General features: G+C 69.0%; 21 protein-coding genes. 14 read left to right on the forward strand and 7 right to left on the reverse strand.

Annotated features, from left to right (window positions below; all coding sequences use genetic code 11):
* The first annotated feature begins 27 nt into the window (after window positions 1-27).
* On the forward strand, window positions 28-498 hold the full coding sequence (locus ASC95_RS13935; protein WP_056204884.1) for a MaoC family dehydratase: 471 nt from the start codon (window positions 28-30) through the stop codon (window positions 496-498).
* Here the strand turns inward: ASC95_RS13935 and ASC95_RS13940 are convergent.
* From ASC95_RS13940 to ASC95_RS13950, 3 genes are all read right to left on the reverse strand, one after another.
* The gene (locus tag ASC95_RS13940) at window positions 479-955 is read right to left on the reverse strand and encodes a response regulator (RefSeq protein WP_235537916.1); all 477 of its coding nucleotides are present in this window, start codon (window positions 953-955) and stop codon (window positions 479-481) included. The genes ASC95_RS13935 and ASC95_RS13940 overlap by 20 nt on opposite strands.
* Window positions 956-1,102: 147 nt before the next feature.
* Window positions 1,103-2,911 (reverse strand): ATP-binding protein, encoded by a 1,809-nt coding sequence (locus tag ASC95_RS13945; protein ID WP_157256303.1) that lies wholly within the window; start codon window positions 2,909-2,911, stop codon window positions 1,103-1,105.
* 86 nt (window positions 2,912-2,997) lie between these two features.
* Window positions 2,998-6,024 carry a VIT domain-containing protein gene (locus ASC95_RS13950; protein ID WP_057298262.1) on the reverse strand — a complete coding sequence of 1,009 codons (3,027 nt, stop codon included), beginning with the start codon at window positions 6,022-6,024 and terminating at the stop codon, window positions 2,998-3,000.
* 258 nt (window positions 6,025-6,282) lie between these two features.
* Between ASC95_RS13950 and ASC95_RS13955 the strand changes: the two genes are divergently transcribed.
* The 4 genes from ASC95_RS13955 (at window position 6,283) to ASC95_RS13970 (ending at window position 11,560) form a co-directional block, all read left to right on the forward strand.
* Window positions 6,283-7,617, forward strand: a complete 1,335-nt coding sequence (locus tag ASC95_RS13955; protein ID WP_057298263.1) for a hypothetical protein — start codon at window positions 6,283-6,285, stop codon at window positions 7,615-7,617.
* 44 nt (window positions 7,618-7,661) lie between these two features.
* Complete coding sequence (locus ASC95_RS13960) at window positions 7,662-8,798, forward strand: acyl-CoA dehydrogenase family protein (RefSeq protein WP_057298264.1); 1,137 nt, start codon at window positions 7,662-7,664, stop codon at window positions 8,796-8,798.
* Between the two features lie 358 nt (window positions 8,799-9,156).
* A complete protein-coding gene (locus tag ASC95_RS13965) occupies window positions 9,157-9,756 on the forward strand; it encodes a response regulator (RefSeq protein ID WP_057298265.1) in 600 nt (199 codons plus the stop codon).
* Between the two features lie 130 nt (window positions 9,757-9,886).
* Entirely contained in the window at window positions 9,887-11,560 is a 1,674-nt protein-coding gene (locus ASC95_RS13970; RefSeq protein ID WP_200960134.1) for a methyl-accepting chemotaxis protein, read from the forward strand.
* On the opposite strand, the gene ASC95_RS31375 is transcribed toward ASC95_RS13970, so the two are convergent.
* Window positions 11,557-12,480: an L-lactate dehydrogenase gene (locus ASC95_RS31375; RefSeq protein WP_057298266.1), complete on the reverse strand. Its 924-nt coding sequence runs from the start codon at window positions 12,478-12,480 to the stop codon at window positions 11,557-11,559. The two genes, ASC95_RS13970 and ASC95_RS31375, sit on opposite strands and share 4 nt — an antisense overlap.
* A 150-nt stretch (window positions 12,481-12,630) precedes the next feature.
* Here ASC95_RS31375 and ASC95_RS13980 point away from each other — a divergent pair, with 150 nt between their 5' ends.
* The 3 genes from ASC95_RS13980 (at window position 12,631) to ASC95_RS13990 (ending at window position 15,566) form a co-directional block, all read left to right on the forward strand.
* Window positions 12,631-13,560, forward strand: a complete 930-nt coding sequence (locus ASC95_RS13980) for an ABC transporter ATP-binding protein (RefSeq protein ID WP_057298267.1) — start codon at window positions 12,631-12,633, stop codon at window positions 13,558-13,560.
* Window positions 13,561-13,573: 13 nt separating this feature from the next.
* Complete coding sequence (locus tag ASC95_RS13985; protein ID WP_082567771.1) at window positions 13,574-14,869, forward strand: ABC transporter permease; 1,296 nt, start codon at window positions 13,574-13,576, stop codon at window positions 14,867-14,869.
* Window positions 14,870-15,101: 232 nt separating this feature from the next.
* A complete protein-coding gene (locus tag ASC95_RS13990) occupies window positions 15,102-15,566 on the forward strand; it encodes a nuclear transport factor 2 family protein (RefSeq protein WP_057298269.1) in 465 nt (154 codons plus the stop codon).
* 3 nt (window positions 15,567-15,569) lie between these two features.
* Here ASC95_RS13990 and ASC95_RS13995 read toward each other — a convergent pair whose 3' ends face one another.
* The 3 genes from ASC95_RS13995 to ASC95_RS31380 form a co-directional block, all read right to left on the reverse strand.
* The gene (locus ASC95_RS13995; RefSeq protein WP_157256304.1) at window positions 15,570-15,905 is read right to left on the reverse strand and encodes a hypothetical protein; all 336 of its coding nucleotides are present in this window, start codon (window positions 15,903-15,905) and stop codon (window positions 15,570-15,572) included.
* A 131-nt stretch (window positions 15,906-16,036) separates the two neighbouring features.
* Window positions 16,037-16,723 (reverse strand): signal peptidase I, encoded by a 687-nt coding sequence (gene lepB / locus ASC95_RS14000; protein ID WP_157256305.1) that lies wholly within the window; start codon window positions 16,721-16,723, stop codon window positions 16,037-16,039.
* A gap of 158 nt (window positions 16,724-16,881) precedes the next feature.
* Window positions 16,882-17,055, reverse strand: coding sequence for a hypothetical protein (locus ASC95_RS31380; RefSeq protein WP_056194453.1), 174 nt, complete (start codon window positions 17,053-17,055; stop codon window positions 16,882-16,884).
* Between the two features lie 166 nt (window positions 17,056-17,221).
* Here ASC95_RS31380 and ASC95_RS14010 point away from each other — a divergent pair, with 166 nt between their 5' ends.
* From ASC95_RS14010 to ASC95_RS14035, 6 genes are all read left to right on the forward strand, one after another.
* The gene (locus ASC95_RS14010; protein WP_057298272.1) at window positions 17,222-17,659 is read left to right on the forward strand and encodes an SET domain-containing protein-lysine N-methyltransferase; all 438 of its coding nucleotides are present in this window, start codon (window positions 17,222-17,224) and stop codon (window positions 17,657-17,659) included.
* Between the two features lie 164 nt (window positions 17,660-17,823).
* A complete protein-coding gene (gene tsaB / locus ASC95_RS14015; protein WP_057298273.1) occupies window positions 17,824-18,516 on the forward strand; it encodes a tRNA (adenosine(37)-N6)-threonylcarbamoyltransferase complex dimerization subunit type 1 TsaB in 693 nt (230 codons plus the stop codon).
* Window positions 18,513-18,989, forward strand: a complete 477-nt coding sequence (rimI, locus tag ASC95_RS14020; RefSeq protein ID WP_057298274.1) for a ribosomal protein S18-alanine N-acetyltransferase — start codon at window positions 18,513-18,515, stop codon at window positions 18,987-18,989. Before tsaB ends, rimI begins: the two co-directional genes overlap by 4 nt.
* Window positions 18,986-19,729: a uracil-DNA glycosylase gene (locus ASC95_RS14025; RefSeq protein WP_057298275.1), complete on the forward strand. Its 744-nt coding sequence runs from the start codon at window positions 18,986-18,988 to the stop codon at window positions 19,727-19,729. The genes rimI and ASC95_RS14025 overlap by 4 nt, the downstream gene beginning before the upstream one ends.
* Window positions 19,729-21,804, forward strand: coding sequence for a bifunctional diguanylate cyclase/phosphodiesterase (locus ASC95_RS14030; RefSeq protein WP_057298276.1), 2,076 nt, complete (start codon window positions 19,729-19,731; stop codon window positions 21,802-21,804). Before ASC95_RS14025 ends, ASC95_RS14030 begins: the two co-directional genes overlap by 1 nt.
* Window positions 21,801-22,892 (forward strand): class I SAM-dependent methyltransferase, encoded by a 1,092-nt coding sequence (locus ASC95_RS14035; RefSeq protein WP_057298277.1) that lies wholly within the window; start codon window positions 21,801-21,803, stop codon window positions 22,890-22,892. The genes ASC95_RS14030 and ASC95_RS14035 overlap by 4 nt, the downstream gene beginning before the upstream one ends.
* The last annotated feature ends 82 nt before the right edge of the window (window positions 22,893-22,974 follow it).

Here is a 22,974-nt window from a genome sequence, read left to right on the forward strand (position 1 = left end):
CGGCGGATTGCGCTAAGGTCTCGATCCATGGACACAACCCTCGCAGAAGCCGAAACGACCAGCCTGATCCGTGCCGGGGAAACCTGCGAACGTCACATCCGCTTCACGCGTGAGGACATCGCCGCCTTTGCCCGCCTGACCGGCGACTCCAACCCCCTGCACCATGATGTGCAGGCGGCCCAGCGGGCGCGGCACGGCGAGATCATCGCCAGCGGCCAGCAGACGACGGCGCAGATGATCGGCCTCGTCGCCAGCCACTTCTCGCGCGGTGATGACGGCGCGGATCGCGAGCTGTTGTGCCTGAACTTCAATTTCGCCTTCAAGGCGCCGGTGTTCGCCGAGCAGGAGCTGCTGCTGCACTGGCGCGTGGCCAGTGTGGAATGGAATGCGACGCTCGGTGGCTGGCTGGCCCTCGTCGATGGGCGGGCGACCGTGCGCAACGCCCACCCTTGCGTCGTCGGGCGTGGCACGCTGCTCGTCAAGGCAGCCAGGGCCTGATCTCGTCCGCGAGCGTGGCCACGTCGATGGGTTTGCCAATATGGGCGGCGCAGCCGGCCGCCAGCGCCCGGGCACGCTCCTCGGGCATGGCCTGGGCGCTCATCGCCAGCACGGGCACGTCGCGCAGCGCCGGATCGGCTTTCAGTCGGCGCGTGGCCTCGTAGCCGTCGAGGACCGGCATTCGCAGGTCCATCAGGATGATGTCCGGCCGGCGCGCGGCGGCAGCTTCCAGACCAAGTTGGCCATTGGCCGCCCAGTCGACCTCGAAGCCGGCGGCCTCCAGCACGTAGCGCGCGAGATAGGCGTTGGCCGCGTTGTCCTCGACCAGCAGCACCCGCGGCGTGTTGGCCATGTCAGGCGCTCCCCATGTGCCGCCGGAGCCTTGCGGGCCGAGTGCCGGGCCGCTCCCAAGCCGGCCCGCGCTGGCGATGTGCTTGCCGGTCGAACCGGCAAGCATCGCCGTCCCCTTGGGGGCTGAGGCTGGACACATCGCGCCCAGTGGGCGGGATGTGCCTGCCGAAGAGCTGCAGCACTGCTGGCAGCGCGGTCTGCAAGACCGACCGGGCGCGCCTGCGTTCAGCGGGGCGAGACCGGGCGAGGGGCCTCATAGCGCGTCCATCTCGATGACGAAGCGCGAACCCCCACCTTCGACAGGCTCGTGGCGGATGCGACCCTGCATGCCGGCCAGCAGCTGGGCGCTCAGGTAAAGGCCCAGCCCCGTGCCCTCCTGGGCATGGGCGACGCCGCCTTCGAGCTGGCGAAAGGGCTGGAAGAGCAGGGCTCGATGCGCTTCGGGAATGCCGGGGCCGTGATCCTTGACGCTCATGATCAGGCGCTCGCCGTCTTGCCGGGCCTGGATCTCGATGTCGCCCTGCTCGGAGAACTTGATGGCATTGCCCACCAGATTGATCAGCACCTGGGTCAGCTTGCGGCGGTCCCCACGCCAGGGCATTGACGGGGCCACATCCAGCTTCAGCGCCAGCCCCCGGGGTTCGGCCAGCGGGCGCAACTGCCCCACCACGTCCGCAGCGATCTCGGCGATGTCGATCGACTCGATGTGGAGGTCCAGGCGACCGGCCTCGATGCGCGACAACTCCAGCAGGTCGTTGATGAGGGCCAGCAGGTGGCGGCCCGAACTGGCGACGAAACCGAGCTGGCGCTTCTGCTCGGCGGTGACCGGGCCGCTGCGGCCCCCATGGATCAGGTCGGTGAAGCCGAGGATGGCGTTCAGCGGCGTGCGCAGCTCATGGCTCATGCGCGCCAGGAACTCGGACTTGAGGCGATCGGCCTCCTGCAGCCTCAGGTGCTCGGCGGCCACCCGCTCGGCGGCCTTGCGTTCCGAGATGTCGTGCACGAAGCCGACGAACAGCGTCTCGCCGTCGAGTTCGAAGCGCGCGAAACGGATCTCCACCGGCAGGTCGCGGCCATCGGCATGGTGGGCCAGGGTCTCGACGCCGCGCCAGTTCAAGCGTTTCTCTCCGGTCGCCATGTGGCGGGCCAGGCCGGCGACGTGCTGCGCCCGCAGGGCCTCAGGTTGCAAGGTCGCCAGCGGCTGGCCGTTGAGGCTGCCCGGTTCGTGGCCGAGTAGGGCGTGGATGGCAGGGTTGGCGAAACGAATGCGGCTGCCGGCATCGATGATGATGGCACCGTCGATGCTTGTCTCCCACAGCGAGCGGAACAGCGCCTCGCTGCGCTGCACGGTTTGGTGGGCGCCTTGATCCTCGCGGGCGCGCCGCACCACGAGGCCGGCAGCGGTCAGGCCGAACAGCAGAGCGCTGACCATCAGCAACCCGATCAGCGTAGCGGCCGTGATGCGCGACGCCAGCCCGAGGCTGGCCGAGAAGCGCTGCTCCATCGGCGTCAGCCGCGCGTCCAGCGCCAGCACGCGGGGCTGCAGTGCGGCCCGGGCCTCGGGAGGCAGTTCGCGGGCCCGGCGCGCCAGCGCAGTCATCTCGGTGATCAGCTCATCGGCCTCGCGCCAGATGTCGACCGACTCGGCCATATAGGGCAGAGCGCGGCAGCAGCGATAGAGCCGGATCATGCCGGGCGCGTCGTCGGCATGGTTGCGCGATTCGATGAAGCCCTGGCGGGCCTCGTCGTCGTGAGCGTTGCCCCGGTCCATGGCCTCGCGTGCGCGCCTGGCGTTCAGGGGCACGGCGATCTCGCGCTCGAACGCCTGGTACTGCGTCTCGTCGCCGGATTGCAGATAAAGCACCAGGGCCAGCGCTGCGCTTTTCTGTGCACGTGACCACTGGCTTTCACCCGCGACATAGGCCCGTGCGGCCGACAGCGCCGTGATGGCGTACAGCCCTAGCACGGCCAGCAGTGCCGCCATGACGATCAGCAGCCAGGCCACGCGGCGCGCGCCGTGCGGCAGCGCGGTCGGCGGGGTGAAGGCGGAGGTGTGGCTCACCACGCCCGAGTATGCCCAGCCGCTGCCGGCGCGGGAACCTCAGGACGTAGGACGCAGCGCGACTAGTGGTCAAGGGAAGCTGAACGTTATTTCGCCGCGCCGCCGGCCGGCCCCGCCACCTCGAAGCTGCCCACCAACACCTGCTGGCCGCTGCCGGACAGGCGAAGCACGACGCGTTCGTCCTTCTGCGCGCCGGTGCCGAAGCCGGTGGCCAGCCACAGCATCAGCGTCGTGTAGGGCGACACCAGCTGCTGGCTGTGGCCATAGAACTGGACGCGCACCTCGTAGCGGCCCGGCTTGGCACGGCGCAGCGAGAACTCCTCGGGGCCGTAGCCGCCAGTGAAGTCGCGCGACATTGCGCCGCCCTGGCGGGTCAGGCGGTGGGCGTAGTAGGCCTTCTCGCCGTCGGGGTCGGTCACCCAGAGGTCGATGTCGGTGTTGTCGGCGTCCCAGGTCAGTACCGCGCGCAGGTCCAGCGGCAGGTTTTGGCGCAGACGCGCGTCGACACGCGACAGGTCCAGCTTGGGCGTCCGGGCGGCCAGGGCATTGAGCTCGGTCAGCGCAATCAGGTCGATGTCGGCAAAACGCCCGTCCCAGGGCCGGCTGGCCACGTCCCACAACAGGTCCAGCGCGCGCTGGGGCTGGGTGGCGGCGAGGGCCAGGGCGAGGTCGCGCGAGGACTGCGGCTCGTCCGGTGCCAGTTCGCGCACGCGCTCCAGCAGCGGCACGGCCAGGGGGGTCTGGCCGGCCTGCAGCAGCCGGTAGGCCAGGATGCGCAGGATGTGGCGGTTCTCCAGCTCCATCTCGGCGAGGTTGGACAGCACGCGCACCGCCAGTGCCTGCTGACCCTTGGCGAAGAAAATCTCGGCCGCGTCGATGAAGAAGGCGGTGCTGGACAGATAGCCGGGCCGCTCGTCGAGGTAGATGGCATAGCGCTCGGCGTCGCTGGCCTCGCGCAGGCGGCGTGCGTAGGCGGCATTGGGCTCCCAGGCTCTCAGCGCGATGCTGGCCGGGGCGGCCGTGGTGCCGGCGTCCTCTTCGCGGGCGCGGTGCAATCCCGCCACGGACACGGATTCGAGCGCGGGCGCAGCTGAGGGAGCCAACATCTGCGCGAGAGGCGGCGGTGCCGGCGCTGCGACGGGTGCTGGCGGCGGCTCTCGCAGGGCGATGGGGGCCGGTGGCTGCGCGATCGATGGGCGGACTGGCGCAGGCGCTGCCGGCCGGGTCTCGGCCACGGCGACGGGCGGCGTCTCGACGGGCCCCCGCGGGAACTCCTGGGCCCACCAGGCCTGGCGCTGCTTGAAGCGCTGCACGAGGCTGTCGATATGCCTTTCGCGATCGGCCTGGCGCGTGGCGCCACGCTGGGCCAGGCTCTGCCGGTAGGCGGCGCGCATGGTGGCCGTGGGGGGCACGATCTCGTAACGCACATAGTCGGCCAGCTCGTCGAGCACGATCAGCGAGGTCTCGGCGCTGAGCAGGCGGAACTGCTCGCCCAGACGCCGGATCTGGGCGCGGTTGCGTTGCTGCTCGGCCGACAGCTCGGCGATGCGCAGCTCGGCCCAGCGCCGCGCCGCCAGCGGCAGCGTGGCCTCGTCGGACGGAGGGCTCTCGGTCGGCGCCTTCAGCTCGATGCGGCGCTGGCTGCGCCGCCCCTGGCCGTCGATGAGGGTAACGAGGAGGCGGCCGGTGACCACTGTCAGGCGAGTCGCGATGGCGAGGCGGCCGTTCTCGGGGTGCAGGGATTCGATAACGACGTCCTCGATGCCCTCGACGCCGTCGCCTTTCACGTCCAGTACCTGCAGGCCGGGCCTTGTCAGCGCGGTGAAGGCGGACGCGGTGCCCATCCGGGTCAGGTCCAGCAGGCGTGCACCGCCGGCCTCGGCGAGGCGGCGCAGCCGTGGCAGGTCGGCCCGGCTGGCGGCATTCACCGTGAACACGGGGCCGGCGGGTGGCAGGCCGCCGAGGTCGGGCCAGGTGGCCAGGCCGTCGCTGAACAGCAGGCTCATCGTGCCGCTGCCGGGGGGCGCGGCGGCCAGGCCGGCATACCAGGCGGCCGGGCTGCTGGCGCCGTCGTACGGCAACTGCTGCAGGGTGCGGCGCAGGGGCTGCCAGTCGCCACCGCGCACGTCGAAAACACGCACCGGCTCGGCGGCATTGCGTGCCACGGTCAGGTGCACGCGCACGTCGCGGGCGGCGGAGAAGAGGGCGTCCAGCAGCGCGAACTCGCGCGCATGGTCGCGCTCGGCACCGGAGCCGGAGGCATCCCAGACGAGGTTGAGTTCGCGAGGCAGTCGGGTGGTGCCCCGCGCGCCCTCGGCCGCGGCGATCTCCGCATAGGCATAGACCTGGCCAAGATGCTCCTGCACGACGACGCTGTCGCCAACGTTGCCGGCCCAGCTCAGTGCCAGCGGTTCGCGCGGCTGCCAGTCGCGGCGCTGCAATCGCATTGACATCTCGTCGCCACGGGAGAGGGTCTCGACGCCTGTCAAGGCGCCGCTTGCCTGCAGCTTGCCGCCACGCAGGTCGAAGCGACCCTCGAACAGGCCCATCGGCTGGCCGAAGTTCAAGGGCAGGCGGTACTGCATGCGGCCCTGGGGGTCGGGCTGCAGCGTCTCGGCCAGTTGCAACATGACGCGCCGCTCGCCGTTGGGTGGCACGGGGTAGATGCGCAGCTTGAAGTTGTTGCCGGCGGTGCGCTCCAGCAGGGCCGGGTCGACACGGCGGCGCGAGATGTCGTCGAACACCTGGCGGCCCTTGTCCTTGGGTACCGGCACGGCGCTGACCATCTCGCCGCGGATATCCAACGCAAAGCCGACGACGCTCTGGCTCGCATCCAGCGGGAACTCCAGCGTGGCTTCCAGCTGGCGTGGGTTGGGGTTGTGCACGACCAACTCGATGCGTGTCTGCGCCTGGGCGCCGGCCAACGTGGCCTGCACCTGTACGCGCTGCAACGTCAGCGGCTGGCTGGCGTCGGGCACGATGAAGCGCGGCATGGGCGGCGCCACCGGGGGCAAGGGCTTGGGCGGTGTTGGCGCAGGGCTGAGCGCGAAAGCGGCCGAGGTCGTCAAGGCCAGCAGGGCGAGCAGCGAGCGAAGCGTCGTGGCAGAAGGCATCAAAGGTGTCCGGGACGGGCAGGCCAGGCGGGCGCCGACAACACCTTGCCCAAACCGGCGCCGTTGGCGAGTGCACCGTGTTCGCCAATGTGAAGCCGGCGAACGCAGGGCATCTGCTTCTACGGTGGCAGTTGGCAAACAGGGTGAACGCCGCTCCGAAAAACCCCGGAGAGCGACTGAGGGAATATTCCCTTGGGCCCTTTACTGCTACCGCGACCGCTGCTGCCTAAGCTGCGCCGTCTTCATGGGAGCTTGTCGATGCGCCGTGGGTTCAAGGTGTTGCTGTGGGTCGTGCTCGGTCCGATGGCGCTGCTGCTGCTGCTGGGCCTGGCCTGGCTGGCCTGCAACGGCCGCTGGGCGGATGTCGCCGCCGTGCCCTTGCCCCCGGAACTGCTGCCGCAGGCAGTGACGCTGGCGCCACAGGACAACGCCTTCTTCGACGCCCAGGGGCTGCGCGCGCCGCAGGGCGAGGCGCCGAATGCCTGGGGGCAGCGCAGCTGGCGCGGTGAGGTCAGCGGCGAAGCCGGGCTGCTGGCGCTGCCATCGGGAGAGGACTGGAACTGCAACGCCGCCAAGGAGGATTGCGTGGCCCGCTGGCGTACCGCCGCGGCGGGGCTGAAGGCGCAGATGGCCAATGCCACCCTGTTCGGCGAACGTTGCAAGGCGCTGGCAGCCAGGCCCAGCTTCCAGGAGCCGGCACCGGTGCGTCGGCCCCGCCCACCCGGCAGCGCGTCCTTCGAAGCCCTGGCGCTGCCGCAGTTCGGAGGCGTGACCCATTGCATGCGCTGGTTGCAGATCGAAGCCGTGCTCGCGCCGGATGCACAGCGCGCGGAGCCGTCCTGGGCAAGGGCGGATGCGCTGCTGCGCCTCTTCGCCTCCGGCTCCCAGACCTTGCTCGGCCAAGCTGTCGGCTGGGTCACGGCCGTGCGGCAACAGCAGTTGTTGGCGCAATGGGCGGCGCGCCAGCCGGCAGGCGCGGTGCTGCCGGCTGCTTGGCGAGCCCCGCTGCCGGCACGCCTGCTTCAGCCGCGCCTGTGGATGGCGGCGGAGTCGCATTTCCAGCGCGAGACGGTTGCCGACCTTAGCGCGCATGGCGACTCGATGTTCGACATGGACCCCAGTCCGCTGCAGGCCTGGGCCAGCCGGCACAGCCTGGGCTACCTGCCGCAGCTGACGATACAGGCCATGAGCGCCTACTGGTTGGCCGACATGCGGTCCTTCGGGCAGTTGCAGGGCCCGGCGTTGGCGCGGCAGGTGCGCGGCAAGCCCGACCCCGAAGTCTCCTGGTGGCGGTTCCTGCGCTGGCGCAACACGATCGGCCACGTGCTGGTGGAAGTCGGTCGACCTGCGTTCGAAAGCTATGCCTTGCGCCAGGCCGACCTGGTGCTTTCCCAGGCCGCGCTCGACCTCAGTCAGCAGCTGAATGTGCTGCCGGTCGCAGAACGCGCGGACTGGTGGCAGCGCCAGACGCTGGATGCCGGCATCCGCGAGCGCCTGAACCTTGAAGGCGACGCGCTGACCGTCCGCACCTGGCGCGGCGAAGTCGAAGCGGCGCATGCGGCGCCCTTGCGCTTCCCGCTGCGCCCCGGCTGACACAGCCTCGACAATGGCTCACCCAATCCAACAGGTTGAGCACCATGCTTCTTACCGAAGACCACCTCGCCGTGCAAGACGCCATCCGCGCCTTCGTGCAGGCCGAGATCGCCCCCTACGCCGCGGCCTGGGACAAGAACCATCACTTCCCCGCCGAGCAGTTGAAGGGCCTGGCGGCCCTGGGCTGCTATGGCGTTGCCGTGCCGACCGAATGGGACGGCGCGGGCCTGGACTATCTGGCGCTGGCCGTCATCCTCGAAGAGATCGGCGCGGGTGACGGCGGCACCAGTACCGTGGTCAGCGTCAACAACTGCCCGGTCTGCTCCATCCTGATGGGCTTTGCCAACGACGAGCAGAAGGAGCGCTTCCTCAAACCCCTGGCGCGCGGCGACATGCTGGGCGCCTTCTGCCTGACCGAGCCTCATGTCGGCTCGGAAGCCGGCGGCCTGCGCACGACGGCTGTGCGGGACGGCGACGACTATGTGCTCAATGGCGTCAAGCAGTTCATCACCAGCGGCAAGCACGGTGATGTCGCGATCGTCATGGCGGTGACCGACAAGACGGCGGGCAAGAAGGGCATCAGCGCCTTCGTCGTGCCCACCGCCACGCCGGGTTACACGGTCGCGCGCATCGAGGAGAAGATGGGCCAGCACAGCAGCGACACGGCCCAGATCCTGTTCGAGAACTGCCGCGTCTCCGCAGCCAATCGCCTGGGCGAGGAAGGCCAGGGCCTGAAGATCGCCCTGTCGGGCCTGGAGGGTGGGCGCATCGGCATCGCCTCGCAATCGGTCGGCATGGCACGGGCGGCGTTTGAAGCGGCACTGCGCTACAGCAAGGACCGCGTCACCTTCGGCCAACCGATCTTCAACCACCAGGCGGTGCAGTTCAAGCTGGCCGAGATGGCCACGCAGCTCGAGGCGGCGCGCCAGTTGATCTGGCACGCCGCCAGCCTGAAGGACGCCGGCCGGCCCTGTCTGAAGGAAGCGGCCATGGCCAAGCTGTTCGCCAGCGAGATGGCCGAGAAAGTCTGCTCCGAGGCCATCCAGATCCATGGCGGTTATGGTTACCTCAGCGACTTCCCCGTGGAGCGCATCTACCGCGACGTGCGGGTGACGCAGATCTACGAGGGCACGAGCGAGGTGCAGAAGATCCTGATCGGGCGCGCCCTGGCGGCGGGCTGAGACGGCGAAAGTCAAGCCAACGTCGGAACGCCTTCTCGGGCATGCCGGATTCCCGCTCACCGCCCTGAGCGGCGCTCATCACGCCGTCAGAGGACCTGCTTCTGCCTCGCCCGGCCCGTCCTTCACGCTTGCCGCGGTGCTCGGCGAGGGCCAACGGTATGGGGGATGCGGTTGGCTGGCTCGAACTCGTGAACACCGCCTGCCGCCGGGCGACGCCATGCGGCGCGCACCGAAAAGCAGCATGGCCAGCCGCCACCCCACCACTGCCGGCTCTTTCGTGAAATCAGGCGCAAACCACGTTATTGACTAACGTGACACACGGCCCTAACCTGACAGCAAGGAATCAGGAGCAGCCGCCGTGAATGAAACTTTGACGAGTAGTGAAGCTGCGCGGATATGCGGCGTGAGCTTTCGGACGGTGATCCGATGGATCGAGCGCAACGAGCTGCAGGCCTATCGGTTGCCAGGTCGTGGCGACTATCGCGTCCTCGCGACCGAACTGCGCCGGTTCATGAGCGTGCATGGCATTCCTGATCCCGATGACATGCCCGGGCAACCCAAACGCATCCTGGTGGTCGACGACGAAGCCGCAATGGCCAGCGCGATCAAGCGGGCGCTCAAGCGCGAAGGCTTCGAGGTGGCCACCGCGAGCGACGGCTTTCTGGCGGGGTCGATGCTGCACGTCTTCAAGCCGCACCTGATGACCCTGGACCTTCAGATGCCTGGCATCGACGGCTTCGGCGTCCTGCGCTTCCTGCGCGAGCAGCCGCCGCCGTTTCCGCTGAAGGTGCTCGTCGTTTCCGGCGAGAGCGAGCAACGTCTGCGGCAGGCGCTCGAGCAGGGCGCGCATGGCGCGCTGGCCAAACCCTTCGAGAACGAGGAACTGCGGCAGGCCGTCGGGCGGATCCTGGGCGAAGCGCCCCGGGGCGCGCGCACCGGTGATGACAAGCAGCCCTGAGGAGACCTTCGCCCGCGTGGGTCGCATCCATGAACAACCCAAGTTCGCTGCCGAGGTGACGGGGCCATCAATCCCGTGCAGCGAGCCCTCCCCGTCCGTCAAAGGAACCCGCATCATGATGTTCGATGACATGAAACTCTCCACCCGGCTCGGCCTGGGGTTCGGCACCCTGGTGCTTCTGATCGTCTTCATGGGCGGCATGACGCTCGTGAGGATCCCCACGGTCGACGACGCATTCCACAAGGTGACCGACGAACGTATTCCGCGAGTGGCGCTGCTCAACGAGATCAAGGGCAACCTCAACCAGATTGGCCTGTCCATGCGCAACATGCTCATCATGAGTGCTCCGGCGGACCTGAAGAAGCAAGAGGCGCAGATTGACGCCGCTGGCAAGAACATCGATGACGGGTTGGCCAAGCTGCAGGCCCAGATCAAGGTCGAGAAGGGCAAGGCGCTGCTGGCAAAGATCATCGAGGCCCGAGCTGTTTACGTTCCGGCGGAGGTCCAGTACATCAACCTGGTCGTTGCCGGCAAGGTTGATGAGGCCAGGAACCAATTGCTTGGCGTCGCGCGGCCGGCCCAGCTGGCCTATTTCGCCACGGTGGACGACCTGATCCGTTTCCAGGGCGAGTTGCTGAAGGAGTCGGGCGTCGAAGCCGCCAGCGCGCTGGTGGCCATCAACCGCGCGGTGTGGCTGTCGTGCGCGATCGCTCTGGCCCTGGCCGTTGCGATGGCGGCCTGGATCATCCGCTCCGTCACTCGCCAGATCGGCGGCGAGCCCCGTGTCGCCGCAGACTTGGCACGCAGCGTTGCCGCGGGCGACCTCAGTGTGCGCATCGATCTCAGGCCAGGCGACACGACCAGCCTGCTGGCGCAGCTGCGGGAGATGCAGGAGAGCCTGTCCCGCGTGGTGGCCGGTGTGCGCGAGAACTCCGAGGCGGTCGCCACCGCATCGGCGCAGATCGCCCAGGGCAACAACGACCTGAGCCAGCGCACCGAGGAGCAGGCCTCGGCGCTCGAGGAGACCGCAGCTTCGATGGAGCAGCTCAGCGCCACGGTCAAGCAAAACGCCGACAACGCCAGCGAGGCCAACACACTCGCGCAGGGCGCCAGCGTCATCGCCATCAAGGGCGGCGAAGTGGTCGGCCAGGTCGTCGACACGATGAAGGAGATCAACGCCGGCTCGAAGAAGATAGCCGACATCATCGGCGTCATCGATGGCATCGCTTTCCAGACCAACATCCTCGCCTTGAACGCGGCGGTGGAAGCGGCGCGCGCCGGCGAGCAGGGCCGCGGCTTCGCGGTCGTCGCAAGCGAGGTGCGCAGCCTGGCCGGTCGATCGGCGAACGCCGCCAAGGAGATCAAGAGCCTGATCGGTGCGAGCGTGCAGCGCGTCGAGCAGGGCACGGTGCTGGTCGATCAGGCCGGTGCCACGATGACGGAAGTGGTCAACTCGATCAAGCGTGTGACTGACATCATGGTCGAGATCAGCGCGGCCAGCACGGAGCAGAGTGCCGGCGTGTGCCAGGTGGGTGAAGCCGTCGGCCAGATGGACCAGGTCACGCAGCAGAATGCCGCACTGGTGGAGGAAAGCGCGGCGGCGGCGGAGAGCCTGCGGGTGCAGGCACTGCGGCTGGTGCAGACGGTCGAAGTGTTCAAGCTGGCTCAGAGCAGCCCGGCGCACGAGTCCGCGGTGCCTGTGGCACCACGCGCCGCCCCGGCTCGCGTCGGCGTCGAGCGCCGCAGCCCGCAGCGCGCAAAGGCCACGAGCCGGCCCGCATGGGGGCACGCCAAGCTGGCCTAAGCGCCGGCGGCGAGCGACGCGAATGCTCGCGCCAGCACCGCGCTCGACGCCGCCAACGCCGCCCGCTCGACCGCATCCATCGCCGGCTCCACCACCTGCACCGCGCCGCCTGCGCCCACCAGCGCCGGCAGGGACAACGCCACGCCGCGGATGCCACAGGCGCCCTCCTGCACGCGACTGACGGGTAGCAGCCGGCGCTCATCGTTGACGAGGGCGCCGATCAGCTCGCTCGTGACGAGCCCGATGGCGTGGTTGGTGGCGCCCTTGCGCTGGATGACGTCGTAGGCCGCGCGGCGCACGTGGCCCGCCAGCGTGGCCTCTTCGTCCGCCGGCCAGCCGGCCCAGTCGCGCAGCGCCACGCCACCGACGCGCGCGCCGGACCACAGCACGACTGACGAGTCGCCGTGCTCGCCCACGACCTGCGCATGCACCGACGTCGGCGACACCTTCAGGTGCATGGCCAGCCGCTCGCGCAGCCGCGCCGTGTCCAGCAGCGTGCCGGTGCCGATGACACGCTCCGGTGGCAGGCCGGAGGCCGCGGCGACCACGCGGGTCAGCACGTCGACCGGGTTGGTCACGACGATGACGATGCCGCCGAAGCCGGCCAGCGCCCGGCCCATGCCGGCGGCGATGCGGGCGTTGTCGCGCAGCAGGTCCAGCCGGCTCTCGTCCGGCCGGCCGTTGCGCCCGGCGGCCAGCACGACGATGTCGGCCTCGCGCATCTGCGCCAGCGGCACGGCACTCACGGCGCAGCGTGGGTAGAAGGCCGCACCGTCGGCCAGGTCCATGGCCTCGCCCTCGGCCACGGCGGCGCGCTGGTCGCACAGCCACAGTTCGCGCGCATGCCCGGCGAGCAGCGTTGAAAACGCGACGCTGGTGCCGACCCAGCCCGTGCCGATGATGCCGATGCGTGCCTTCATGCCGGCAGTATCAACCGCCGACCCCAGCTTTCACAGTTGGCGCGCGGTGCCGTTCATCCGCGCCCGATGCTTGCCGTTCGTCGCATGGCAGGCGCGCGCCGCCCGGCCCCTGTCTAGCATCGCGCCCATTCGGAACCCAAGGAGGCGGCAATGAAGGAAGACGTGCTGGTGGCCCGCGGCCTGCGCAAGGCCTATGGCGACCGCGTGGCCGTGCATGAAGTGAGCCTTGAGCTGCGGGCTGGTGAGGTGCTGGGCCTGCTCGGCCCTAACGGTGCTGGCAAGTCGACGACGGTCGGCATGATCTGCGGCCTGACTGTGCCCGATGCCGGCACGGTGACGCTGTCCGGCAGCGTCAGCCTCGCCAGCGACCAGGCCGGCTACAAGCGTCGCATCGGCCTGGTGCCCCAGGACATCGCGCTGTACGAGGAACTGCCGGCGCGCATGAACGTGGAGCTCTTCGGCAACCTCTATGGCATGGCGCCGGAACTGCTGAAGCGCCGCGCCGACGAGGTGCTGGCCATGGTGGGCCTGTCGGATCGCGCCAAGGACAAGCCCTCGACCTTTTCCGGCGGCATGAAGCGGCGGCTCAACATCGCCTGCGCGCTGGTCCATGACCCCGAGATCATCCTGCTCGACGAGCCCACGGCCGGCGTCGACCCGCAAAGCCGCAACGCCATCTTCGACAACCTGGAGATGCTCAAGCGCGCCGGCAAGGCCCTGATCTACACGACGCACTACATGGAGGAGGCCGAGCGCCTGGCCGACCGGCTCGTCATCATCGACCATGGCCGCGTCGTCGCCAGTGGCACCCAGGCCCAGCTTTTCGCGCTGCTGCCGGCCGCGCAGACGCTGCACATCGAGATCGACGGCGAGCCCGACGATCTGGCGCTGCAAGGCCTGCGTGGCGTGACGCGGGTGGGCCAGCGGCTGGACGTCAGCGTCGCCGACATCGGCCGCGACGCTGGCGCCGTATTGGCCGCGCTGGCGCAGCGCGGTGTCAGGGTGCGCGGCCTGGCCTCGGCACGCGCGACGCTTGAAGACGTCTTCCTCCAACTCACCGGCCGCGCCCTGCGCGATTGAACAGGGACTGACCATGCAAGCCTTGCTCGCCCTCGTCCGTGCGGAACTCAAACTGCACTTCTCCAACCGCCGCGCGCTGCTCATGAGCATCGTCGCGCCCATCCTCATCGCCGCCTTCTTCGGCAGCCTGTTCGGCACCAGCAGCAAGATGTCCGGCATCGCCGTCGGAGTCGTCGACCTGGATCGCAGCCCGCTGTCGCAGCGCGTCGTTGGGGCACTGCAGGCCGAGTCGGCGCTGAAGACGACGGTCACCGACGAGGCCGATGCCGTCGCCCAGGTGCGCGCCGGCAAGCTGCGCGCCGTGGCCATCCTGCCGCAGGGGCTGGGCCAGCAGGCCGCAGGTGCGATGTTCGGCGCCTCACCCAAGCCCGAGATCGTGCTGCACTACGACCCCTCGCAGGCCAGCGCCCTGGCCGTCGTGCGCGGGCTGCTGGCGCAGACGCTGATGCAGGAAGTCAGCCGCACGACCTTCAGCGCCGACAGCCCCGTGCTGGCGGACATGAAGCAACAGATCGAGAAGAACGCGGGCCTTGAGCCCGAACGCCGCGCCGAACTCCTGCGCATGTTCGACAGCATCGGCGCGGTGCAAAAGCGCGAGGCCGCCCAGCCTCAAGGCGGCGCCTCCGCGCCGACGGCAGGCGGCCTGTCCATGCCCTACACGACGCGCGAGGTCGAGGCCCTGCAGTCCGGCGCCAACGCCGCACCCGTGGCCTACAACAGCTACGCCCACTCTTTCGCCGGCATGGGCGTGCAGTTCATCCTGATGAGCGGTGTGGAGATGGGCATGGGCCTGCTGTTGATGCGCCGCCTGGGCCTGTGGAAGCGGTTACGCGCGGCGCCGCTGTCGCGCGCCCAGTTGCTGGGCAGCCGCATCGCGGCCAGCGCGCTGATCTCGTTGATCGTCTTCGCCGTCATCTACGTCGTGGCCATCGCCGCTTTCGGCGTTCGGGTGCTTGGCAGCCCGGCCGGCTTCGCGCTGGTGCTGGCCTGCTTTGCGCTGCTGACGGGCAGCTTCGGCCTGCTCATCGCGGCCCTGGGCCGCACGCCGGAGGCCACGCGCGGCCTGGCCATCCTGGCCACGCTGCTGATGGTCATGCTGGGCGGCGCCTGGGTGCCCGCCTTCATTTTCCCGGAATGGCTGCAGACGGTCTCGCTGGCCGTGCCGACGCGCTGGGCCGTGGATGCGCTGGATGCAATGACCTGGCGCGGCCAGCCCTTCGCCGCGGCGCTGTTGCCCAGCGCGGTGATGCTGGGATTCAGCGCGGCCTTCGGGCTGCTGGCGATCTGGCGGTTTCGCTGGGAGGAGTGAAATTCACCGTCCGGGATGGTGCCTTCTCGCGCAGCATCGAAGGTGCCCGGTCAGTTTGTTCGCATCGAATGGAAAGCTCCGCCACAGGACGTGAGTCCACAACCGGCTTGGGATGACAAAAAAAGAGCATTTCAGGCAAATGGGGTGTGAGGGTTGATCGACGACGGGTTGACCCGCCTGGGTGTTGCGATTGCTCACGCGCGTGGCAGCCGGTGCGTTGCAGGATCCTGCCATGAGCGCAAGCCAGCCCAACCAGGACGAGTCGGCGATCCGGGGCTTGGTCGAGGTTCTCGTCCGCGCCATACGCACCAAGGACGCTGACCTCGCCATGTCCGTCTTTGCACCTGAGGTGGAGTCGTTCGACCTCGGCCCGGGCTTGCGGCATGGTGGCGGCAAACCCTTCCACGACCGCTGGTGCAAGCTCTTCGAGGCTTACCGGGGCGAGATCGACTACGACGTTCACGATTGGGTCGTTTGGGTCGGCAGCGACATCGCTTTCAGCCACAGCCTCAATCGAACCGGCGGCACCAGCCCGGCTGGCGAGATGATGCAGCGCTGGGTGCGATGGACGGCCTGCTATCGACGCGTCGATGGCCGTTGGCGCATCGTCCACGAGCATGTCTCGGTCCCCGCCGACCTGAAAAGCGGGCGGGCGATGCTTGACCAGCAGCCCCCGCAGGGCACGCGAGCGGCCTGAGACTCAGCCCTGCACCGGCTCGCTGCGATTGGCGCGCCAGCACTGGATCAGCTCTCGCGCCAGGGCCGGCAGTTCACCCCGGCCGACCCGCTTGGCGAAGCCGAAGCGCTCGCCGGCGTAGATGCGGTCGTAAGCCATGCGGGAGACATGGGCCGGCCAGCCCTGTGCGGCCATCAGCGCCGAGAAGCGCTCCAGCAGCTGGAGCTCGGCCTGCATCGGGCGTTCCTCGCAGGTCCACTGCTCTTCGATCACCAGACGCGCCGACCCGTCGGGGCAGCTGATGCGGCGGGGGCCGAAGCTGGGCAGCGGGAGCGGGCGACGGTGGCGGCGGGATGTCATGGCCGCAAAGATAGAACCGTCGCCCCTCAAGCCCGTGCCGAAAAACACCGCTTCTTCGGCTTTCGATGGGCGCCGGTCGATGGGCGGCGCAAAAGGCGTGGGCTTGGTCACGGCCCATGACAGGCATGCGCTCAGCGGATCGCCGACACCCAGCGTTCGAAGCGCGGCGCCATCCGCCAGCCGTCCTCGCCCAGCCAGTCCGCCGCCACGATGACGTGATGCGCCCGGCCGATCAGCTTCTCGCGCGGCACCGTGCCGATGAAGCGCGAGTCCTCGCTGTTGTCGCGGTTGTCGCCGAGCAGGAAATACTGGCCCGCCGGCACGGTGACCTCGGCGAAGTTGCGCCGCGCGCTGAGGGCCGGCAGGAACTGGACCGCATGAGGCCGGCCGTCAAGGTCCTCCGTGGCGCGCACCGCGTCCACGACCCAGCCGGGCGCCACAGCCTCGCCATGAGACTGGTTGCCGCTATAGCTCAGCGGCCTGCCATTGAGGATCAGCACGTCATCGCGCATCTCGACGCGATCACCCGGCAGGCCGACGATGCGCTTGATCAGCCGCGTGCCGCCGGCCGGCGAACTCAGCGTGACCACATCGCCGCGCTGGGGCTCACCCAGTGGCAGCAGCACGACGTCGGTCAGCGGCAGCTTGAGGTCATAGGCCAGGCGATTGACGAGCACGACATCGCCTTCCAGCAGCGTCGGCCGCATCGAGCCCGAGGGAATGGGGTTCCAGTCGGCCACCGCGGTGCGGAACAGCGCGAAGCTGAGCAGGAAGAGGATGAAGCCGCGGTTGTCGCGGAGGGTGCGTCGGAGGTTCATGACGGCCATGCTCGGGCCGATCTCCTGGCTTCGACCCGGTCGGCGGGCGAATGGCCGGCTGATTTGGGCGAATGGCAGCGGCGCTGCGCGAATGGCGGGCGCGGCAGGCCGATTTCGCGGCCCGATGCCTTCGGCCACCCGCCTGCGGCGCCTTGACGTCAGGCCGGCGGATCCTTGGCCCGGGTGCGGGACACGGCCATCATGATGCCGACACCGGCGACGATGAGACAGGCGATGGCGACATAGGTGGCCGCCAGGCCGGCCGTGATCAGGGCCCAGGCCAAGCCGCCCAGCAGCACGGCCAGGCCGACGATATAGAGCAGGAAGGACATAGCAGCTCCTGTCTGGATGGAGCGGCGCCCCATCTCGTCAAGTACTCTAGTGAGGCGGCCCGCCGCGGCCGGTCGGACGCCGTTGAAGCCGCCGGTAGGTGGCCTCCTACCGCGGCGCGGCTATCGTTGCGCAAGCTCGGTCGCGGGGATAGCGAGAATCCGCCGCATGACCATCCAATCCCCCAGCGTCTACATCAAGGACACCGGTACGACCAAAGGCCGCGGCGCCTATGCGTCACGGCCTCATGCCAAGGGAGAGACTGTCGAGTCCTGCCCCGTCGTGCTGTTCACCGGCGCCTACACGTCGGTGCCCGAGGAGGTCAGGAAGCTGCTCTTCAACTGGGGTGTGCTCGCCCACACCACGAGCGGCCACTGCCTGGCTCTCGGCTACGGCAGCATGTACAACCATGAGAACCCGGCCAATATGCGCTACGAGGCCGATGTCGAGTTGCGGCTGCTGCGCTTCGTGGCCATCCGCGACATTGCCGTCGATGAGGAACTCACGGTGAACTACAACGCCGTCGGTGGCGGCCATGTGTCGGAGCGGGACACCTGGTTCACGGGCCAGGGCGTCGAGCCCTATGCCGCAGAGAGCGACGCCTGACCTCGGCGTCAGCGGCCGGGCCTTGCGGCCTGGGCCTGCGGTGGTTGACGACGGCCACCAGCACTCAGACCGACAGCGGTTTCGCCGCCTGCCCCCCAGGATCCACCCCGGCGACACCCATCCCACTGCCTGTTTGCGCATGACCCGAAAGTTACACTGGCCTGATGCCTCCGACCCCGCGCCTCCTGGCTCTTGACAGCTCCACCGACACGATGGCCCTGGCCCTCGTGGCTCAGGGGCAGACTCGGGTTTTCGAGGCCCAGGGCGGTGCGCAGGCGTCGGCACGCATGCTGCCCGAGGTCAAGGCCTTGCTGGCCGGCGCGGGCGTCACGATGGCCGAGCTGGACGCCATCGCGTTTGGCCAGGGCCCCGGCGCCTTCACCGGGCTGCGCACCGCCTGCGCCGTCGCGCAGGGCCTGGCCTTCGGGCTGGACCGGCCGGTGCTGGCCATCGACAGCCTGATGCTTGTGGCCGAGGACGCCCGCGCGCAGGGCGCCGGCGACGACCTCTGGGTGGCGATGGATGCGCGTATCGGCGAGATCTATGCGGCCCGCTACCGCTGGGCCGATGGCGCCTGGGTCGTCGTGGAGGCCCCCGCCCTGTACAAGCCCGAGGCGCTGGTCGCCCACTGGGGCCAGCCGGCGGCTGTCGCCGGCACGGCCCTGACCGAATACGCTGCAGCCCTCGGCGTGCTGCCGCAGACCTGGCCCCAGGCCCGCTCGCGCGCTGCAGCCCTGGGCACCCTGGCACTGGCCGCCTGGCGGCGCGGCGAGACGCGCGACGCCGCCGAGGCCCTGCCGGTCTACGTGCGCGACAAGGTCGCGTTGACGACGGCCGAGCGAGAACTCAAGTCATGAGCGCACTGCTTGAGCGCACCCTGCCGCCCTTCGAGGCCGCGGCCATGCGGGTGCCCGATCTGACCGAGATCATCGCCGTCGAACGCCAGGCCTACCCGGTGCCGTGGACGCATGGCAATTTCGTCGACTCGCTGGCGGCCGGCTACCCGGCCGAGGTGTTGCGCGGGCCGCGCGCCGAGCTTTTCGGCTACTGGGTCGCCATGCCGGGCGTGGACGAGATGCACCTGCTCAACATCACCGTCGTGCCGGCCTGGCAAGGGCGTGGCCTGGCCGTGGCCATGCTGGACCGGCTGGTGGACGAGTGCCGCCGCCGCGCCCTGACCCAGTTGTGGCTGGAGGTGCGCGTCGGCAACGAGCGAGCCCGCGAGGTCTACCGCCGCTACGGCTTCGCCGAGGTTGGCAAACGCCGCGCCTATTACCCGGTGCAGCAGGGGCCGCGCGAGGACGCCATCCTGATGAGCCTGTCGGTATGAGCTGGGACCCGCGTCAACGGGCCATGCTGGCCGAGATGGGTTTCCGGGTGCCGGCGGCAAGCGTGATGGCAGAGGCCGTCGACGTCATCGAGACCGAACCCGAGCCCATCGTCGTTGCCGCGCCACCGCCGGCCGTCGTGAGCGTAGCTGCGCCTGCGGCGCCATCAAGCTTCGCCGACCTGGATCTGCCGGCGCTGCGCGAGGCCGTCTCGGGTTGCCGGGCATGCGGCCTGTGCGAGCAGCGACGCAACGCCGTATTCGGCAACGGCGCCGTGCAGCAGGCGCAATGGCTGGTCGTCACCGATCCGCCCGATGAAGGTGACGATGCGTCCGGTGAAGCCTTCGGCGGTGATGCAGGCCGGCTGCTGGACCGCATGCTGAGCGCCGCCGGCCAACGTCGTACGGGTGATGAAGCGACCGCCTTCGTAACCCCGATCGTCAAGTGCCGCCCGCCGCGTGGCCGGGCCCCCCAGCCCGGCGAGCTGGATGCCTGCGAGGCCGTGCTGGCACGCCAGGCCGAGCTGCTGCGCCCGCGCGTCGTGCTGGCCATGGGCCTGCAGGCGGCGCGCCGGCTGACTGGCCTGACCGAGCCGCTTGGGCGCCTGCGCGGCCGCGTGCACCGTTGGCGCGACCTGCCCGTCATCGTCACCTATCACCCGGCCTATTTGCTGCGTTCGCCGGCCGACAAGGCCGGCGCCTGGGATGACCTTTGCCTGGCCCGGCGAACGGTGAACGACTGATGAGCTCACCCAGGGAACTCGACCTCGAACGCCAGGCCCTGGACGCGGCGCGCTTTCGCATGCTGGCCGATCACGTGCCGGCCTGGATCGCGCTGTACGGCGCCGTCGATCATCGGTGCCTCTTTGCCAACCGCGGCTACGCCGAGGCCTTCCACCTGACGCAGGACTCCATTGTCGGCAAGCACTTCAGCGAGATCGTCGGATCCGAGGCCTACGAGCATGTGCGCGTGTGGGTCGAACAACTGGTGCGCGACCTCAAGCCGGTCGTCTACGAGCGCGAGCTGATCCAGCCCGGCGGCCAACTGTCCTTCCTCGAGATCCACCTGATTCCGCAGTTCGACAGCCAGGGCACGCTGCTGGGCAGCTGGGTCCTGGTCTACGACATCACGCGCCATCGCCTGGCCGAGCGCCGGCTGCGGGAATCGGAGGCCAGGCTCGACAAGTTCATGCAGGCTACGGTGGAGGGCATCCTCTTCCACCGTGACGGCATCATGACCGACGTCAACCAGCCCCTGTGCAAGATGTTGGGTTGGTCGGCGGACGAACTGATCGGCAAGCACGTGCTGTCCTATGTCGACGCCGACGAACTGCCCAAGGTCCGCGAGGTCATGTTGCGAGGGCAGGAGCTTCGCTACGAGACCGCCGTCACGCACTGCAACGGCTCACGCATTCCGGTCGAGCTCATCATGCGCACGATGGAGCGCGACGGCGAGCAGCTGCGCATGGCCGTCGTGCGCGACATCAGCGACCGCCTCGCCAACGAGGCGCGCATCCAGCACCTGGCCCATCACGATGTCCTGACCGGCCTGCTCAACCGCGCGGCCTTCATGGACCGCATGGCCCTGCAGATGCGCCGCGCCGAGCGCAAGGGCGAGATGCTGGCCCTGCTCTTCATCGACCTGGACAACTTCAAGCGCGTCAACGATTCCCTGGGGCATCTCGAAGGTGACCAGGTGCTGACGACGGTGTCTGAGCGCATCGTCGGTGCGCTGCGCGACAGCGACCTCGTCGGCCGCTTCGGTGGCGACGAGTTCATCGTGCTGCTGAGCGACCTGACCAGCCGCGCCGACATCGTCGTCGTGCTGGAGGCCCTGCTGTCGGTCGTCGAAGTGCCCGTCAAGGCCGATGGCCGGGCGCTGTCGGTCACGCCCTCCATCGGCGTGGCCGTCTACCCGGACGACGGCCGGCAGGCGGACGACCTCATCCAGCATGCCGACACGGCCATGTACCTCGCCAAGGCCCGTGGCCGTGCGACCTACCAGTTCTTCGAATCCTCGCTGGCCGAGGCCGCCTATGCCGACATCGTGCTCGAAGCCGAGCTGGCCCAAGGCCTGACGCGCAACGAGTTCGAACTCTTCTTCCAGCCCCAGGTCGAGGCGACGACGGGCCAGCTGTCGGGCGCCGAGGCGCTGCTGCGCTGGCGCCACCCGCGGCGTGGCCTGCTGGCGCCGGACGCTTTCATCTTCGTTGCCGAGCGCCACCGCCTGATGCTCAACCTCGGCGAATGGGTGCTGCGCGAAGCCGCCGCAACGGCACGGCGTTGGCGCGAGAACGGCCTGACCCGCGGCCATGGCGCCATGCGCATCGCCGTCAACCTGTCGCGCATCCAGTTCCATCTCGATGGCTTTGCCGACACGGTCAAGCGCGTGTTGCAGGAGTCCGGCGCGCAAGGCCAATGGCTGGAGCTGGAACTGACCGAGCGCATGCTGATCGATGACATCACGCATGCGCCGGCCACGCTGGCCCAGCTGCGTGCTCTCGGGCTGACAGTGTCGGTCGACGACTTCGGCACCGGCTACACCTCGCTGGCCCACCTGACCGAGCTGCCGTTGGACAAGCTCAAGATCGACCAGGGCTTCGTTGCCCGCTTGCCCGACGATGTCGGTGCCCAGGCCATCACGCGGGCCATCGTGCAGATGGCCGTCGGCCTGGGTCTGACCGTCACGGCCGAAGGCGTGCGCACCGCGGCCCAGTGGCAGCTGCTGGCTGGCTGGGGCTGCCAGCAGTTCCAGGGCGAGCTGGTCGGCGCGCCGATGCCGCTGGCCGAGTTCGAAGCCTGGGTGAAAGCTCGATGAATGGCGCGGTGAAGCTCGCCAACAAGATCCACGCCGAGATCGCCGCAGCCGGCGGCTGGCTGGGCTTCGACCGTTTCATGAGCATGGCCCTGTACGAGCCGGGCCTGGGCTATTACGCCGGCGGCCGGCGCAAGTTCGGCCAGATGCCCAGCGAGGGCTCGGACTTCGTCACGGCACCCGAGATGTCGCCGCTGTTCGGCCGCGCGCTGGCTCGCCAGCTCGCCCAAGCCATGGACGCCAGCGGCTGCCGCGATGTCATCGAGTTCGGTGCCGGCTCGGGTGCACTGGCGGCCCAGTTGATCGCGGAGCTGGATGCACTGGGTGCGGGCCTGGCACGCTACGCAATAGTGGAGCTGTCGGCCGAACTGCGCGAGCGCCAGCGCGAACGCCTTTCGCATTGGGGGGGGCGCGTCGACTGGCTGGACGCGCTGCCCGCCGAACTGGAGGCCGTCGTCATCGGCAACGAGGTGCTGGATGCGATGCCGGTGCAGCTTATTGCCTTTGACGGCCTGGTCTGGCGCGAGCGTGGCGTGGTCTCGGCGGGCGAGGGCTTTGCTTTTGAAGATCGCGACAGCATGTTGCGCCCACCGCTGGAGGCGGGCATGGTGCCGGGCACCGTCACCGAGATCCACCCGCAGGCCGAGGCCTTCGTTGCCACCCTCGCCCGGACCTTGAAACGCGGCGCCGCCTTCTTCATCGACTACGGCTTCCCCGAAGCCGAGTACTACCACCCGCAGCGCCACGGCGGCACGCTGATGTGTCACCAGGCCCACCTGGCCGATGCCGATCCGCTGGTGGCCGTCGGCGACAAGGACATCACGGCCCACGTCAACTTCACCGGCATCGCGCTGGCCGGCCAGGACGCCGGCCTCGTCGTGCTGGGCTATACCAGCCAGGCCAACTTTCTGCTCAACTGCGGCATCGCCGATCTGCTGCAGGGAGCGAGCCTGGCCGAGCGCGCCATGGCGCACCGCCTGCTGGCCGAGCATGAGATGGGCGAGCTGTTCAAGGTGATCGGCTTCGCGCCGCTGAATGCGCCTTTTGACGCGATTGGTTTTGAACGCGGGGATCGTTCGCACAAACTCTGAACCACATCATGAATGCAACCACAGAGGCACGGAGACACAGAGGAACTTCTGTCTTTTCTCTGTGCCTCTGTGTCTCTGTGGT

It is taken from the genome of Pelomonas sp. Root1217, assembly GCF_001425705.1.
Lineage (GTDB): Bacteria > Pseudomonadota > Gammaproteobacteria > Burkholderiales > Burkholderiaceae_C > Pelomonas.